This window comes from Halobacteriovorax sp. BALOs_7, assembly GCF_003612895.1.
Lineage (GTDB): Bacteria > Bdellovibrionota > Bacteriovoracia > Bacteriovoracales > Bacteriovoracaceae > Halobacteriovorax_A > Halobacteriovorax_A vibrionivorans.
Genome location: NZ_CP027772.1, coordinates 1,107,338 through 1,124,022, shown reverse-complemented (window position 1 = coordinate 1,124,022; position 16,685 = coordinate 1,107,338). Strand labels below are relative to the sequence as shown.

Annotated in this window: 14 protein-coding genes and 1 tRNA gene; 6 read left to right on the top strand and 9 right to left on the bottom strand. The window is 36.4% G+C overall.

Going from position 1 to position 16,685, the window contains the following annotated elements:
• Positions 1-6: 6 nt before the first annotated feature.
• The 4 genes from BALOs_RS05550 to BALOs_RS05535 all read right to left on the bottom strand — a co-directional run bounded on the left by BALOs_RS05550 (position 7) and on the right by BALOs_RS05535 (position 6,652).
• Positions 7-1,950, bottom strand: coding sequence for a hypothetical protein (locus tag BALOs_RS05550; RefSeq protein ID WP_162929563.1), 1,944 nt, complete (start codon positions 1,948-1,950; stop codon positions 7-9).
• A 171-nt stretch (positions 1,951-2,121) separates the two neighbouring features.
• Positions 2,122-3,168 carry a thioredoxin domain-containing protein gene (locus BALOs_RS05545; protein ID WP_114706419.1) on the bottom strand — a complete coding sequence of 349 codons (1,047 nt, stop codon included), beginning with the start codon at positions 3,166-3,168 and terminating at the stop codon, positions 2,122-2,124.
• Positions 3,169-3,249: 81 nt separating this feature from the next.
• A complete protein-coding gene (locus BALOs_RS05540) occupies positions 3,250-5,010 on the bottom strand; it encodes an ABC transporter ATP-binding protein (RefSeq protein ID WP_114706420.1) in 1,761 nt (586 codons plus the stop codon).
• Positions 4,982-6,652 carry an ABC transporter ATP-binding protein gene (locus BALOs_RS05535; RefSeq protein WP_114706421.1) on the bottom strand — a complete coding sequence of 557 codons (1,671 nt, stop codon included), beginning with the start codon at positions 6,650-6,652 and terminating at the stop codon, positions 4,982-4,984. Before BALOs_RS05535 ends, BALOs_RS05540 begins: the two co-directional genes overlap by 29 nt.
• Positions 6,653-6,849: 197 nt before the next feature.
• Here BALOs_RS05535 and BALOs_RS05530 point away from each other — a divergent pair, with 197 nt between their 5' ends.
• On the top strand, positions 6,850-7,740 hold the full coding sequence (locus tag BALOs_RS05530; protein ID WP_114706422.1) for a sensor histidine kinase KdpD: 891 nt from the start codon (positions 6,850-6,852) through the stop codon (positions 7,738-7,740).
• Between the two features lie 270 nt (positions 7,741-8,010).
• On the opposite strand, the gene BALOs_RS05525 is transcribed toward BALOs_RS05530, so the two are convergent.
• Positions 8,011-8,087, bottom strand: a tRNA-Val gene (locus tag BALOs_RS05525).
• Between the two features lie 117 nt (positions 8,088-8,204).
• On the opposite strand from BALOs_RS05525, the gene BALOs_RS05520 reads away from it, so the two are divergent.
• Positions 8,205-8,489 carry a hypothetical protein gene (locus tag BALOs_RS05520; protein WP_120404539.1) on the top strand — a complete coding sequence of 95 codons (285 nt, stop codon included), beginning with the start codon at positions 8,205-8,207 and terminating at the stop codon, positions 8,487-8,489.
• 16 nt (positions 8,490-8,505) lie between these two features.
• The gene (locus BALOs_RS05515) at positions 8,506-9,558 is read left to right on the top strand and encodes a branched-chain amino acid aminotransferase (RefSeq protein ID WP_114706424.1); all 1,053 of its coding nucleotides are present in this window, start codon (positions 8,506-8,508) and stop codon (positions 9,556-9,558) included.
• A 41-nt stretch (positions 9,559-9,599) separates the two neighbouring features.
• Here the strand turns inward: BALOs_RS05515 and BALOs_RS05510 are convergent, their stop codons facing one another.
• Complete coding sequence (locus BALOs_RS05510) at positions 9,600-10,919, bottom strand: putative Na+/H+ antiporter (RefSeq protein WP_120404538.1); 1,320 nt, start codon at positions 10,917-10,919, stop codon at positions 9,600-9,602.
• A 149-nt stretch (positions 10,920-11,068) separates the two neighbouring features.
• Between BALOs_RS05510 and BALOs_RS05505 the strand changes: the two genes are divergently transcribed.
• Positions 11,069-12,478, top strand: coding sequence for a hypothetical protein (locus BALOs_RS05505; RefSeq protein WP_120404537.1), 1,410 nt, complete (start codon positions 11,069-11,071; stop codon positions 12,476-12,478).
• Here BALOs_RS05505 and BALOs_RS05500 read toward each other — a convergent pair whose 3' ends face one another.
• Positions 12,479-12,727 (bottom strand): ferredoxin, encoded by a 249-nt coding sequence (locus BALOs_RS05500; RefSeq protein WP_114706427.1) that lies wholly within the window; start codon positions 12,725-12,727, stop codon positions 12,479-12,481. It lies immediately after the preceding gene.
• A gap of 124 nt (positions 12,728-12,851) precedes the next feature.
• On the opposite strand from BALOs_RS05500, the gene BALOs_RS05495 reads away from it, so the two are divergent.
• Entirely contained in the window at positions 12,852-14,618 is a 1,767-nt protein-coding gene (locus tag BALOs_RS05495) for a phospho-sugar mutase (RefSeq protein WP_120404536.1), read from the top strand.
• Between the two features lie 18 nt (positions 14,619-14,636).
• Complete coding sequence (gene queC / locus BALOs_RS05490; protein WP_114706429.1) at positions 14,637-15,332, top strand: 7-cyano-7-deazaguanine synthase QueC; 696 nt, start codon at positions 14,637-14,639, stop codon at positions 15,330-15,332.
• A 38-nt stretch (positions 15,333-15,370) separates the two neighbouring features.
• On the opposite strand, the gene BALOs_RS05485 is transcribed toward queC, so the two are convergent.
• Both BALOs_RS05485 and BALOs_RS05480 read right to left on the bottom strand, forming a co-directional pair.
• A complete protein-coding gene (locus BALOs_RS05485; RefSeq protein ID WP_114706430.1) occupies positions 15,371-15,586 on the bottom strand; it encodes a hypothetical protein in 216 nt (71 codons plus the stop codon).
• A gap of 8 nt (positions 15,587-15,594) precedes the next feature.
• Complete coding sequence (locus BALOs_RS05480; protein ID WP_114706431.1) at positions 15,595-16,659, bottom strand: mannose-1-phosphate guanylyltransferase; 1,065 nt, start codon at positions 16,657-16,659, stop codon at positions 15,595-15,597.
• Positions 16,660-16,685: the final 26 nt, after the last annotated feature.

Genomic DNA, 16,685 nt, shown 5'->3' with positions numbered 1-16,685 from the left:
TTCTAATTAAGCTTTTCGACTTGCTTGCTGCTCTGAGAACATTCCCGAGCTAATCTCCTTAGATCTTTCTTCTAAGGCCATTGCATTTGCAGCGCGTACCTCTTCAATACGGTTTTCATATTGATTAATAAGGTTTCTTCTTTCAAGCTTAGAGTTCTCATATAAAGTATTATATTGATTTTCAAGTTCTGTCACTTTACTCATATACTTTCTTTGAGACTCATCACGTTCACGTGCAAGCATATCTTCATAGTAATCTACCATTCTTTTTACTTGAATGTCTGCTCTTTGTTTAACTTGAGATAAACGTTTATCAAAGTCACCTCTAACTTCTGCTAGATGATTTTGATTTTCTCTATCCTTAAGAGCAATAGCATTTCTAGTCTGTTCTTTCAAATGCTCTGCTTGTAAGTGGTTTGTCGTTTTTATACGCTCAATCTCTTTAGCATTAGCTTTCTTAAGACGACTTAACTTACCTTCATAAGAAGAAATTAACTTTTGGTTTTGTTCTTCTAGTTGTTCGATTTTTTGCGTCATAGACTTAGTAAGCTTCTCTTTATTTTCCAGGAAACTTTCTTTAACTTCTTTCATCTCTTTTGCATGCTTGAAACGCGTCTCTTGAATAAATTCTTTTGACTCATCAGAGAAGTCTTCTTGCATTTGAGAAATTGCCTCAGAGTTTCTATTATTGATCTTTTGAATCGTTTCACTAAATTGATTTCTTTGTTTTTCATTTATCTTTTTAGCGTGTTCTTGTTCGTTGTAAGCATTGACATCTTTTGCCATAAGCTTTCTCTTATAACTATCATGAAGCTCTTCAATGTCATTATTAACTTCAACATTGATTTCACTTAGCTTATCACTCTTAAATTCGGCCATATCCTTTTCAAGAGCTGCGATATAATTTGATGCTTTTTGTTTTTGATTTCTTAAAACTTCTTTTGTTGACTGGGTACGACGACGTTCTTGAATATCTGCATTAAATCGATCGTCTTCAATTTGATCGCGAATATTCTTAATACGAGTTTCGTAACCACGCTTTGTTTGATCTAATTTATCATTGAAGATATCTTCGCGATTACCACCTGAAAGTTTTTGGTTCATTTCACGACGTGCTCTATCTAGAGAACGCGCATGTTGATTCTGAAGATCTGTTGCAGCTTGCTTATTATCACGTTGTTCAAGTTTTCTCTTTCTTGAGTTACGAATATTGATATCATCAATAGAGGCCTTAAAGCTCTTTTGATTTTCAGCAAGTTGTTTATCTTTTTGATCTCGCAAATCCTCTATTCTTTCATCTTGATATGATTTAAGAGATGCTTCTCTTTGTTTATGAGTTTTACGTAGATTTGTTACATCATCATTAAATTCTTCGTACAGCTTTGCTCTTTCACTACCATGGGCCTTATTTGATTGTCTGATCTCATCTTCAAATCTTCCAATCAAACGACGACGATCATTCTTTGTTGCTAATTCATGATCATGAGCTGTATCGCGGGCATTAGCATAAACATCTTTGATCTTTTCGTTAAAATGACCTTCCATTTTATCGATAGTATTTTCAAAACGTCTTTGATTCGTTGAAAGTCGATTTCCCATCGTGGCCACGTCATTCTTACCTTTGGCCTCATATGCTTCACGGATATTTTTAAAGCGATTATTAAAATCATCACGTATATCTTTGCGCTCTCTTTCAAAGTCGCGCTTATTTGTATTTAATTTACTTAGGTAATCTTTTTGCTGCTCTTCAATTTTCTTTTTAGTATCTTCTGTTGAGATTTCTCTGAAACGATCTTGAGTTTCTTCTAGCTTCTGAATTGAATTATCATAAGCCTTTCTTTGCTTATTAAGACGATATTCTTGAGTTTCTTTTAACTCATCTAACTGACGATCATAATTTTGGCGCTGCTCTTCGCGCTTACGATTAAAATCCTCTCTGCTCTGTGACAATCTCTTACTATAGTCTCTAACGTCCATAAACTTTCTTCCAATTACCTAAAATATGAAGATTAAATAGGCCAAAATTGGCCAGATTACCTTACTATTCTATCAATTCTGAAGAATTTAAAAAGGCCGGGAATAAATGCCCGGCCTTCTTTATATAGTAAATATCAGAGTCTTTTACTTTGTCATTTCTGAATCAATAAGCTCTTTAAATACCTCAAATGGTTGAGCTCCATTGATTAACATACCATTTACGTAGAATGTTGGAGTTGATTTAACACCAACCTTTACACCTTCTTGTACAGTAGCATCAACTTGTGACTTCATCTTTCCAGAATCAAGACATTCATTAAATTTCTTTTGATCAAGTCCAACTTTCTTCGCCTTGGCCTTAAGTCCATCAACTGCTAGACCTGACTGATCAGCAAACATCTCATCATGTAATTTCCAAAATTTCTCAGATGATTGCTCATTTGCACATAGTGCAGCTTCAGCAGCTTTTGCAGCATCTTTATGGAAGCTAAGTGGGAAGTTCTTAAATACAATCTTAACCTTATTTCCATAAGCTTTTTTGATTTCGTTCATAATCTCAACACCCTTTGCACAGAAAGGACACTGGAAGTCAGAATACTCAACAATAGTTACTGCTACATCTTTCCCACCAAAAGTTGGCTCATTTCCTGTAACAGGAATATCGAAACGAGGTCTCTCAGGCTTTGCAAGATAGATCTCAACTGGTGAGTCCTTTGTTTTCTTAGCAATATAAGCTTCAATAGCATCACGCTTTTTTGTATTCTTTAGGAAGTCGATAATTCTCACTTTTAGTTGTGGATTCATCTGTGGAATATTTCTTTCTTTTGCGAAAGCATTGATTTCTTCTTCTGTGATCTCAATATCTTTAGCAACAACTGTATCAATAAAGTTTTCCATATTCATTGAAGTACGAGCTGGGTCTTCATTCTTATATTGTTCAAGTAGGTAGGCTTTTACCTTCCCTAGCTTCAGCTCATAAAGCTTTTGCTTCATTTCATAGATTTCGGCCTCTGAACCTTTGAATAATTCATCGTGACTTACTTCTTTTCCATTGAATTTAATTACAGCTGTATCATTTGGAGCCTTCTTAAATAGAAAATTAGGCTTTGAATTTACATCACTCGTACAAGCAATTAGTCCCATTGCAGAAATAGCAATCAGACCAAGAGCAATCTTGGATTTTTTGATCATGTTTGTTCTCCTTCACATCAATTTAAATTAATTATATGTAAAAAAGAGAAATAATGCATTAAGGAGTACGTCATTTTTTTGTCAATTTGATAATTCTTTAACAAATTGATCATACTGCGGTGAAGTATTTTTCAACTCTCCGTGTGTTCCTTTAGCAACAATACGTCCACCTTCCATCACAATAATTTGTTGTGCTTCTAGAATTGTCTCAACTCTGTGAGCGACAATAATTGTTACCGCTTGCTTTTGTACAAATAAAATCATTCTACGCAATGCTTCTTCAAGATCACTATCTAGAGATGATGAGATTTCATCAAAGAGAACAATTGGCTTTTTTAAATAACAAGAGCGGATAGCTGAGATAAGTTGTTTTTGTCCCAAAGAGATCTCATTTTGGTCTAATACTGTATCTGGCCTAATTCCCCACTTAGAAATATATGAGATCTGTGTACAGACTTCATTCCAGAAACTGTCGAAGTCACCAAATCCAGGCTGACCCATCGTAATATTAAACTCAACACTTTCAGAAAAGATATGTGAATCTTGTGAAACAATTCCTATTAATTCACGATACTCGTTGAAGTCATCGATATAATCGAAATTATATTCTTTTTTCAGTCCATCGTGGTTTTGAACATAAACCCTTCCTTCATCAGGAATAATATTTGCTGCCATGATATTTAAAAGAGTCGACTTTCCACTACCTGATAGGCCAACAATACCAATGAGGTCACCTTGGTTTGCACTGAAATTAATATCTTCAAGAGTAAATGGCGTCGAATTCTTACCCTTTGCAGGATAAGTAAATTTTTGGATATCAATATCCATTGTATCAACATCATATTTGCGTCTTTTTGCATCTATATCTGAAGACTTCTCTCTTTCTAGATCAGTTAAAAATTCGTCAATTCGCCCAACCCCAGTTGCTGCCCTTTGTATATTTGCAACCTTAGATGAAACGTCTTTAATTGGATTAATTGATCGTTGAATTAAATCAATTAATGCAAAGATTAAAGCAACCTGAGTTATACCACTATTTGGAATAATGAAAATTGCACAGGCCAAGAAAACAGGAAAAAGAGATTCAGCAAATGAATAATAAGAAGCATCCCAAACATTTGAAGAAAGAATTTTTCTTAAGAACTCATCAAAAACCACTAACGACTTTTTTGAAGTATATTGCTTTGCCGGATTATAATAGTTTTCACGAACCCCACCGATTAAATCAGCAACGACGCGATAAAGTTTAGCTCTTGAGTTTCTAACACTCAAAAATACTGCTCTCATATACTTAGAGCACCAAATAAGAATTAAGGCCGCACCAAATTGAATAGCAGCAAGATATGCACCAGCGATGGCATTTAAACTAACAAAACTCACCAAAGAAGCTAAAACGAAGAAGATATCAATAATGATTCCAAATGTTCCAGACGTTACAAGCTCTCTTAAACTCTCTGTATCACTCATGATACGTGCAAGAACTTCTCCTTGAGGATAACGATCATTACGATTTTCTTTTGACGTTTGAAGCTCTACACTTGATAGCCACTTCGAATAACAATGAGTTCTAACAAATTGAACCATTCCCACAACATAGCGATTTATAATTAAATTATAAACAGCGCGGTTAATAGCTGTCCCTAGAAAGACAAATGTCATGATTAGAAGGGTCTGGCGATAAATAGCTTCATTATCATAATTTGCCGTTAATTTATTTATTAACTGTGGCAAGGATGCTCCAAGCGCACTTGAGATAACTAGGCATAAAGTCATACTTAGAAGATACTTTCCACTACCTTCAAAGAATAAAAACTTAGAGGAGTTGTTTTTTGAAATGTTCATATATTTCTCCTTCTAAATTACTGTTTTCTTCTTTTTTCTTAAAGGCCTCAACTGTCATTTCTTCTAAGAGACCACCATCATCACAAATAAGAGATAAGTGATCACACTGCATGGCCGTTGTATAGCGGTGAGTAGACATAATAAGAGTTCTGCCATCAAAAACACCCATATCGTTTAAACGCTTTAAAATATCTCTTTCGAGAACAACATCAATCGATGAAAATGGATCATCCCAAATAATAAACTCACTATCAAAGAGTAGAGACTTTATGAGTGCAACACGTTTAATTTGTCCACCTGATAATCTCTTACCATTCTCCCCTACAACTAAATTAAATAAGCTTTCACGGTCCTGGGCGAGATAATCTAATCCAAATATTTTTAATAACTCGTAGGCTCTTTTAGACTCCTCTTCGCTAAAGTCTTGGCCCAGTGATAAGTTTTCAAAAATAGTTCCGTTATAAAGATATGGATCTTGTGCGACATAACTTGTTGTATGAGATTGTAGCTTTAAAAGTTCACTGATCTTTATTAGTAGCTCAGATTTCCCACAACCAGTCTTTCCAACAACTGCATTCTTTTGTCCCACATGAACTTTAAGCGCTAAATCACGTTCCCAAAATGGAAGTTGTAACTCTACAATTTCCTCTTTCTTCTTTAATGAGAACTCTCGTTTCAAAGACTTTTCTAAATCACTTTCACTATTCATGGCACCAACGAGCTCTCTTACTCTGGCCCATGCACCAGCAGAACGAGTAAAGACAACTCCAATCCAAGCTAGGAACATAATTGGTTCTAAGAATAGGTAAACAAAACCAGAAAATAAGATCAGTGAAGATGCACCAAGCTGTTCCTTATAAATAATAAAAGCACCCCATACAAGCGATAGCCCCACACCAGTAGGCATAAGAGGAATAGAGATACCGACTCTCTTACCGGCTTCATAGAAGTTATCTAATTCTTCTTGAGACTTCTTTGAGAATAAATCAATAAATGCTTTTTCTGCATGAAAGTTTTTGATTGTTTTCTTTCCTGCATAAGTTTCAATAATTGTATTTTGAACTTCACCTTGTAGGTCTTGAGTTTTTCGATAAAACTTTCTATTTGTAGAGACAATGACGCTGAAGACGATGAAAGCAAAGAACATCGGCAGCAAGGCAACAAATAATTCTTTATTAAAGCTTAAAAGTTTTGGAACAAGAATCGAAAGTGCAATAATGATATTTGCAATTTGAAGTAGAGCAAAACCAACGAGGGCCCTAACGTGCTCTAAGTCCCCTCCAATAATTTGAAAGATTTGTCCTTTAGAAAATTCTTTATAGCGAGATGGGCTGACTGTCTCAAGCTTCTTCATTAACTCAAATCTTAAGATCTTTTGCAGGACTCGTGCTGGGTAAAAGAAGAGAAGCCTAGATGAAGTTCTAAAGATAATAATCCCTAGAGCTAATAAAAATAAATGCCCCACAGGAATTGAAATTCCCTCTGATATTTTCTCTGCCAAATCTTTAGCAATAAATGGTAATTCACTTTGAATATTATGAGTTAAATAGAGACAAATAAAAGCCCCTATATAGTAATACCAGTAATGAATAAATTGGCTCACAACTAGTGAAGTTAATTTTTTATTAAGATAGCTTTTCATTGCGCACAGTCTACTTGAATAAGAACTATCAGTCTATACAAGGGTTTATGGTGATTTATATAATGAACAATCAACAAAATATGAAGATACCTTCTTAATTTAAGTTAAGTTTAAACCTGCCGTCTTTTTATTGAATAACTTTACAGTTAATATCCATAAAAATAATTTAAACAACAACACTTCTGAAAGGAAACATTGTGACCTATATCGCCGCGATTCTCTTAGTATTACTCTTAGTATCCATGGCAACAACAATGCACATGGTCATTAAAAATAAACAGCTTGAGGTCGATAAGAACGATCTTTCTCAAAGTCTTGAAGAAAAGCAGCACTTATTATCTGTCCTCTTCCACGACCTCTCTAATTCAACAACATTATTATCTCTTTTAAGTGACTCAACAATATTGGCCATGAAAGATAAAGAAGGGATTCTTAAAAACCTTGGTCGAGTAAGTGGTGTGATTGAGAATATGAGTGAATTAATTCAACATATAAGAAAAATCCAGTCCATCGAATCCGGAAAATCCACAATCAAATTAGAGCCTGTTAAATTAGAAGATACAATAAAGAGCTCAATTCAGTTAGTGCGAAAGAGGCTCGATAAGAAAGGACAGCATATTAGGCTTGAGATTCTTAATAAAAACCTAAAAGCAATGGCCGAACCATCTTCCTTAAATCAAAGTGTCTTCACAAATCTTATTACTAATGCTTCAAAATTCTCTCCACAAGGATCAGAAATCCTAATCAAAGTCAGCAACAGAAACTCAGCAATCCAGGTTGATATTATTGACCAAGGAATAGGTATTCCAGAAAGTATGCTAAGTGGTCTTTTCTCATTTACAAATGAAACTCATCGAGAAGGAACTCACGGCGAAGAAGGCTCAGGCTTTGGCCTTCCAGTGGTTAAGAAGTATATGAATTTCTACGGCGGAGATATTAAGGCATTTAATAATCGAGACGAGATAGGATCGACATTTCGCTTAAAATTCGTAAATGCAGCATATGTTGACACATCAATTGATACACAAATTGTAGCAAAAAGAAGCCTTAGCAATCGAGATAAAGATGTATTAGAAATCCATCATTAAAAAGAAAATGGTAGGACTATGTAGATTCGAACTTTACAACCTGCAGTCAAAAGATGCCCAAAGGCATGTTTTGATGCTGAGTTGATATCGGTAAATGTACTGGGTATAAAAATCGAATTGTACTAGATCAAATCAAAGATGGTAGGACTATGCAGATTCGAACTTTACAACCTGCAGTCAAAAGATGCCCAAAGGCATGTTTTGATGCTGAGTTGATATCGGTAAATGTACTGGGTATAAGAATCGAATTGTACTAGATCAAATCAAAGATGGTAGGACTATGCAGATTCGAACTGCAGACCTCTACCATGTCAAGGTAGCGCTCTAACCAACTGAGCTATAGTCCTAAAATCACTCAGAATAATATTAAAATTCTCAAACAACGTCAAAAGATAAAATTGACGCACAAACCTAAGCCTCATTGTTTCTGATTTGCTAATATAACCAAAATTCGTGGAGGATATATGAAATATTTTTTAATGATACTACTACTTTGTAGTTGTGCCGTTTCAAAGACAAAGCTTACAGAAGAAGGAAGCAAAGTTAAGGTTACATACCAAAAACCACGTAAGAACTGTACTGTCTTCACTTCTGTAATCGGTGAAAATGAAAACGGAATAAAAGACCTTGCAATTAACCACGCTATCAATCAAGTTGCAGATAAAGGTGGAAATACAATCTTTATCAAAGAAGCAGTTAATGAAGGCGGTCGCTGGAAAGTGACAGGAATGGGTTATCACTGCAAATAATTAATTGAGGAGTATTATGAAAGTTTTAGCAAGTGCTAAAGAGGCCATCGAGAATTTTTCGATGCCTGATAAAGTAGGATTTGGAAAAGTTCTTTTACCAATTATGGCAACGTGTGAATTCAAGCGTGGCGAATGGGGCGAGCTTGAGATTAGGCCATATGCAAAACTTGAACTAGATCCAACATGTAAAGTTCTTCATTACGGACAAGAGATCTTTGAAGGAATGAAGGCATATAATTACAAAGGAAATGGACCAAACCTCTTTCGTCCATTAGAGAACTTCAAACGCTTTAATCATTCAGCAAGAAGAATGGCCATGCCAGAAGTTCCAAATGAGATTTTTGTAAATGCGGTAAATACAATTACAAAGATGGGTGAAAACTTCATCCCAAAAAGAAGTGGTGAATCTCTTTATATAAGACCGTTTATGATCGCAACAGAAAATAACCTTGGGATAAAGCCAAGTGAAGAGTTTCTCTTCATGGTTATCGCCTCACCTGTTGAGTCTTATTTTTCTGGTGGTAGTTATAAGGTTTTAATTGAAAGACAAATGGTTCGTGCCTGCCCAGGAGGAATGGGGACAGCAAAAACAGGCGGTAATTATGCAGGAGCTCTAAACTCTGGTGTACGCACGCAAAAGCTTGGCCTTCACCAAAGTCTTTGGTTATCTGCAAGTGATAGAAAGTCTATTGAAGAACTGAGTGGAATGAATTTCTTTGCTGTCATTGATGGAGAAATTCACACTCCAGAATTAACAGAGACAATTCTTGATGGAATCACACGTCGCTCACTCATTGATATTGCACGCTCAAAAGGACTTAAGGTTATTGAGAGAAAGATGAGTATCGATGATTTAATTGAAGATATTAAATCAAATAAATGCACGGAATGCTTTTCTTGTGGAACGGCCGCTATTATCACTCCAATATGCTCTCTTCATGAAGAAAGTGGAGAAAGATATAATGTGAAAGAAGAGTTTGGTCCAACCACAAAAATGCTAAGAGAGACTCTTCTCGGTATTCAAGAACAAACAGTGGAAGATCAATTTAACTGGGTTGTAAAACTTTAGATCAAATAAAAAAGGGCCTCAAATTGAGGCCCTTGTTATATCTACTTTCCTAGATTAGGAAGAATTTGGAAGAATACCATTGCTAGGATTGTTGGAAATAAGGCTCCAAGAAGAAGCTTTCCAGGATTAATCCCATCTTTACCAAATGTTCCCTTAAGGATTCCAAAACCAGCAGGGTTTGGAGCATTGGCAATAACAGTAAGACCACCACCGGCAACCGCACCAGCGACAAGGTTATACTTAGCCGAATCTGTAAGTTCAACAAGTGTCCCTAGATAAGTAAGAGCTGCGTTATCAGTAATCGCTGTAAGTGAAGTTGCACCAACAAAGAGAACAAAATCACCTAACTGAGTTAGGATCGGTTGTAGCCACCAACCTTGTTGTCCACCAAGTGTAACAAGACCACCAAGGAAGAAACCAACAAGAAGTGATTCTTTTAGTTTGATTTGATCTTGGTATTCGTTAGTTACTGTTGTGAAACCTAGGAAAAATAGGAATAGACCTAGGAAGAAAACCATATGGTGAGCAGAGAAAACAACTAGTCCCATGAAGATGATATGAATTAATGTCATCCACCAAGTTGGAGCAAGCCAATTTTCACTCTTTTCTTTAATTTCAAGCTTTCCTGCAAGTTCATTTTTAAATAGGAATGCAATAACTAATGTTCCAATAATAATTGAAATCGTTGCTTTATAACCGAAGTTAGTCAGCATGTGCATGAATCCCCAGTGCCATTTTCCAGCAACCATTAAAACAGGTGGAGCAGCAAAGTGAGACAGAGTACCACCGATTGAAACGTTTACAAATAAAAGACCAATCGTTGCATACTTAAACTTCATACTCATCTTCTCATCTGAGAAGAAGTAATCAAGAAGGATCAGTGCAGTAACTGTCATAGCTGCAGGCTCAGTAATGAATGAACCTAGGATTGGCCCAATGATAAGAGCTGAAATATAGAAGGCCATCTTTCCTGGGAAAGGTAGAACCTTAGCAATCATACCAATAATTTTTTCAGCAAGAACGATAATTGGTCTCGTACCGGCCATACACATAATAACAAAAACAAAGGCTGCTTCTGTGTAGTTAACGTCTTGTTCAAGATACTTTAGAGCACCGCCAACAACCTTGTGCTGATCATCGTAAACAGCAAAACCTTGAGTTGCACTGTAATAAACAATAAAAGCAGCTGCCCACATTCCAAAAACCGCTTCAACTTCACCTAAGAAGTGTAAAAGGTTTTCCATCATCGACCCTTCTGGGTACTTGTGTGCTAAATGTTGAATTTTCGAAACTAGAAACGTGTGCAAGATGGCACATGCAAATAGAATCGTACCTACGAGCTGTAGATTAGTTGGATTCATGTTACGTCCTTTGTAAGTAAAAATACTCTTTTATTTTATTCCTGTCGGCAAAACTGCGCAAGTACTGAAATTTTCATCTACATTAAATTATTTTAGTATTTTCCTAAAGTTTTTCTAAACCTTCATTCTATGAAAACCGAATAGATATCGTGTCACTAAATAAAATTAGCATATTCCTATTTTCATTTATTCTTGCTCTCAAGAGCATTGCAGGTATCGATTCGATTTCTAATCAGGTTATCAATATCAACGGCACTAATTATCGAGCTAAAGATGTTATTTCAGATATTGTTCGTATTGCCAGGGCCAGAGATCCAAAACACGTCTCACCTCGACTAATCCCTCATGAATACGGTGAAACCCCTGTTAGAAATGAAGGTACTAGAGAGATCTGTATCGAATGCCAAGACATGACAAACTTTACATCTCAAATTGTCGACATTGTTCAAAAGTTTAATGAAGACAATCCTAGAAAAGACAATGTTGAACTTTCACAGGAAAGCTTTAAATTACAAGCAGTACTAGACTATACAAAAATAACTGACAACGAAGGTCAGCCAAGATGCATAACGAATACATTTGCCAGTAAAGAGGCCTTTTACAGACCTGAGCTGTTTGAGGACTTCGAACTTGTTTTTACATCTGAAGCAGATTTATCTCAGTTTTCTTCAATGACTCTTCAAAGTAGCTCAAATATCCTTTCTCATATCACGTGGTTTAGGGCCACGGATGAAGTTGGCGAAGATATATTTGTCAAAGTCGTTAATATTAAAGATAAGAGGCCATATTTTCAGATTTACTATGCTGGGGAATCCTTTGTTGATCCTATCGCTCATCGAAAACTTGCCCTACCAGATCTTACAACTTCTGAAGAAGAGATCATTCCTCGAAGAAGAGAGTTATCTGCATTGGAGAATCGATCATACGAAACAGGCCTAGGTTCTGTAAAAATTAATAGGGCCCTTCATCTTAGACAAGATTACTATATTCCAACATCTCTCACTCTGATTAATATGGAGACTGAGAGTAAGCCTTTTGAGAATACAACGATTAGAAGTAATCTAGATATTTCAGATCGTGATCAAGAATTAAATATTGGTGTGGATAATAAACTAACAGAAACAATTGATCTCAAAAGTAATCTTGAACTCTCTCCAAAAGATCAGGAGCTTGATATGGCCGTAGAAGTAAATGGCCGTAGACGTGCAAGTGCTCACGTCGAAGCAGATGGAACTTATCGCGTCGGTGTTTCAATGGCCTCACCTCGATTCAAGAACTTTGATTTTGAAACTGATATTTCATATGACTCAAATCGAAATACTCGAATTGATAATAACTTTCGTTTAAATGGCTCAACGATTATTCAAACAGGTACAATTTTAGCAGAAAATGGCGATTTCGATTTTGTTGCTGGAAGATCAATTGATGTATTTGATGATGCTATCGTTACTTTTGAAGTTAGAAAAAATGGCATCGCTCAGAATGCAACAGATAACGACAGTCTGAACAGACTAGCTGATCAGACTTCCGCATATATTAGATTTGATATGAAATTTTAATTATCCATCATCACCGATTGAAGCAACTGGACATGCATCCATTTGCTCTTGGCAAAGCTCTTCATCTTCAGGAGTTTCAGGCTGCTTCTTAACATAAGCATTTCCGTCCTCATCTTCAGCGAAAAACTCTGGTGCACCTGTGTAACAAACGTTACATGCAATGCATCCTTCTCCATTATCATCATCAGGATCTGTACAGTACCACTTACCTGCTACATTATCCTTATGCTTCATATCTTTGTTTGCCATGTTAACTCCTTGATTTTATTAACACACAACGTAATAAATTGTTGATATTATTTTGCCTAAGTCTACTAGATTTGAGAATATAGCACAAGATACTCAATCATAAATTTCACAGGAGATTTTCAAAATGACAACGAGCCTTGAAAAAGCTAATGCTTGGGCCAATAACCCTTACTTTGACGACGAGTCACGCGCTGAAATCCAAAAATTAATCGACGCTGACGATATGAAAGAGATCGAAGAAAGATTTTATAAAGATATCGAGTTCGGTACAGGTGGACTACGTTCCATACTTGGGGCCGGGCATAATCGTATTAATAAATACACTGTACGTCGTGCCACACAAGCTCTGGCCGGTGAAGTTTTAGACTATAGTTCTAAAAACGGAATTGATAATCCATCGATTGCTGTTAGCTACGATTCTCGTAAATTCTCTTTTGAATTTGCAAAGGAAGTTTGTGGCGTTATGGCGGCCAATGGAATCGAGTCTTATATCTACAAAAGACTTAATCCAGTGCCAATGCTTTCTTACTCTGTAAGATATCATAAGGCCCAAGCAGGAGTTATGGTAACGGCTTCTCACAATCCTCCTGAGTACAATGGCTACAAAGTATACTGGAATGATGGAGCACAGGTTACTCCTCCAAATGATAAGAATATTATTAATCGCTACTACGATATTACTTCTTATGATGCAGTTAAATTCATGGAATTTGACCAAGCTGAAAATGAAGGATTTATTCACTGGGTTGGCGAAGATGTTGAACAAAGCTTCTATAACGACATCCTATCTAAAACAGTAAATCCTGAAATGTGTAAGAAAGATGGGAAGGATCTAAAAATCGTCTATACTCCAATTCACGGAACAGGACTAATTCCTTGTACTACGGCCTTAGCACAACTTGGGTTCACAAATGTTGAAGTAGTAAAAGAGCAGGCCCAGCCAGATTCAAGTTTTCCAACAGTAAGCTCACCTAATCCAGAAAATCCATCGGCAATGAAAATGGCCGTTGATTTAATGAAAGAAACTGGAGCTGATATCGCTTATGGTTCAGACCCAGATACAGATCGTCTTGGAGTTGCTTTTGAGCACGAAGGTGAAGTTCAGTATATCAACGGAAACCAAATCGGAATCCTGATGCTTTACTATATGTTACATAGCCTAAAAGAAAATGGCACAATGCCAGCAAATCCATACTTTGTTAAAACTGTTGTAACAACTCCTCTACAAGAACTTATTGCAGATAAGTACGGAGTTAAATCATATTCTACTCTTACTGGGTTCAAATGGATCTGTGGACTTATGAATAAGATCGAAAAAGAAGATCCATCTGCAAACTTCCTATTTGGTACTGAGGAGTCATTTGGTTACCTACCTCATGACTTTGTTCGAGATAAAGATGGTGTTGCTTCAATAACATTCATGTCAGAAGTAGCTCTCTACTTCAAAAAACAAGGTCTAAACTTAATTGAGGCCCTCGATAAAATCTATGAAGAATTTGGCTTTAGCCAAGAAACCCTTTTAAATCTTGTTTACCAAGGTAGAGAAGGGGCCGAAAAAATTACACGAATTATGAGTCATTTTAGAGACTTAGCTCCGTCAAGCTTGTGTGGTCAGGATATTCACGTTATAGAAGACTATCAGACAGGTATTGTTAAAGATCTTGAATCTGGTGAAGAGTCAAAGCTGGAGTATCCAGTAAGTAATGTAATTGGTTACCACTTTAAAAATGGAAACCGCCTGTATCTTCGCCCATCTGGAACAGAACCAAAAATTAAGTTCTACATAATGATTCAGGAAAAAGAAGGAAGCTTAGCAGATAAAAAAGCAAAAGCTTCAAAAGTAACTGATGAGTTCTTAGCGTTTATTAATAAAACAGCAGAAGGACTATAAGGTTAAGGAGTAAAAATTTTGAAAAGTGATAAACTTGCAGTTGTATTAGTTAGTGGTGGTATGGATTCGTTAGTTTGTGCTGCAATTGCAAATGAGAAGCATGAGAACCTTGCATTTCTTCACCTTAACTACGGACAAAAAACTGAAGAACGAGAGCTTGATTGCTTCCAAAAAATCGCTGATCACTACGGTGTAGATAAATCTCTTCGTAAAGTAATCGACGTATCTTTCCTAAAACAGATTGGTGGAAGCTCACTTACTGACGATGGAATCGATGTAAAACAATACAAGGGTGACTCTGAAGAAATCCCTGATAGCTACGTGCCTTTTAGAAATACTCACATCATCGCGATGGCCGTTTCATGGTCAGAAGTAGTTGGTGCGAAAAATATCTATATCGGTGCAGTAAATGAAGACTCATCAGGATACCCAGACTGTCGTCCAAGCTACTACGCAGCTTATAATGAACTAATCAAGCAGGGAACAAAAGATGGTGATATCGAAATCATCACTCCAGTGATTGATATGGCAAAGAATGAGATTGTCCAAAAAGCGGTAGACCTAGGTGCTCCACTTCAATTTTCTTATTCATGTTATGCTCGAGGGGACAAAGCATGTGGAGTGTGTGATTCATGCGCTCTAAGACTTAGAGGCTTTCAAAAGGCCGGGATTGAAGATCCGATTGAGTACGATCAAAGACCAAATTATCTATAATATAAAAAAGCTCCACTAAGGAGCTTTTTTTATTGGAATTATTCAGCAGCAGCTTCTTGAGTTTCTTCAGCAGGAGCTTCCTCTGCAGGTGCTTCTTCTACTTTTGGAGCAGGAGCTTTAATTAAGCCTGCATCTAAAAGGATTTTTACTTTTTCTTCTTTGTTGATAAATTTTCCATTTGCATCTTTAACAGCAAAACGGCCAGATCTTTTTTTAACGATTGTATACTCGCCTACTTTTTTAACAACTTCCATGAATTCTCCTATAATAATTCTTTGCGTTTGTTATCTTTTAAGTGTTGAACAATTTCTTTCACTCGTTGCGAATCATCCTTTGGCACAATCATTACGGCCTTATCATTTGAAACAACAACAAGATCTTGAACATTAATTAAAGAAACATGCTTATCCGGTGCATAAATAATATTTCCCGTAGCGTCCTTTAAGAAAGTTCCGTTACTATCAATTATAGTGTTTCCTTCCACACGGTCAACTACTTGTTCAAGTGCTTCCCATGAACCAAGGTCATTCCAATCAAACTCGGCCTTAACTAGAGTAATACGGCTCGACTTCTCCATGATGGCATAATCAATAGAGTCTTTTGGAATTTTATTATAAACTTCTTCCAGTTTGGCCTCTTCATTAAGATTGGCCTTTAAATCTTCATAAAAATTAAACATCTCTGGTGAATGGGCCTTAAATTCTTCTTTAAAGACACCAAGAGGGGCCATAAACATTCCGGCATTCCAAACATACTTACCAGTCTTTAGGTAAGCCGTGGCCTTTTCAAAATTTGGCTTTTCAACAAATTCTTCAACCTTAAAGCCATCACCAAGAGCATCCGCAACCTTAATGTAGCCGTATCCAGTATGTGGAAAGTGAGGCGGAATACCAATTGTTGTAATGGTTTTTGACTCACTTGATAGCTTAACTGCTTTTTCGAAACTCGAGCGAAAGCCCGTTTTATTTAAGATGACATGATCTGAAGGCATAACAGCTACGATATCTTCATCTTTAGCTCCTGCTGCTTCTATTGCTGCAAGAGATAAGAGAATACATGGTGCGGTATTTCTTCCTGTTGGCTCATAAATGATATTATTCTTATTAACTTGATCCTTAGAACAATCGATGGCCAATTCACTTTGATCACGCGTTGTAATTATGAATCTCTTATCAATATCAACTGCACCATCAAATCGCTCAAGAGTTTGACCAAGTAAAGTCTCGCTTCCAACTAATGAAAGATACTGTTTCGGTTTAGATTCAGTTGATTCTGGCCACAGACGAGTTCCCTTGCCACCGGCCATGATAAGTGTATAAATATTCATAAAAAAAAGCCCTTAATTATTAAGGG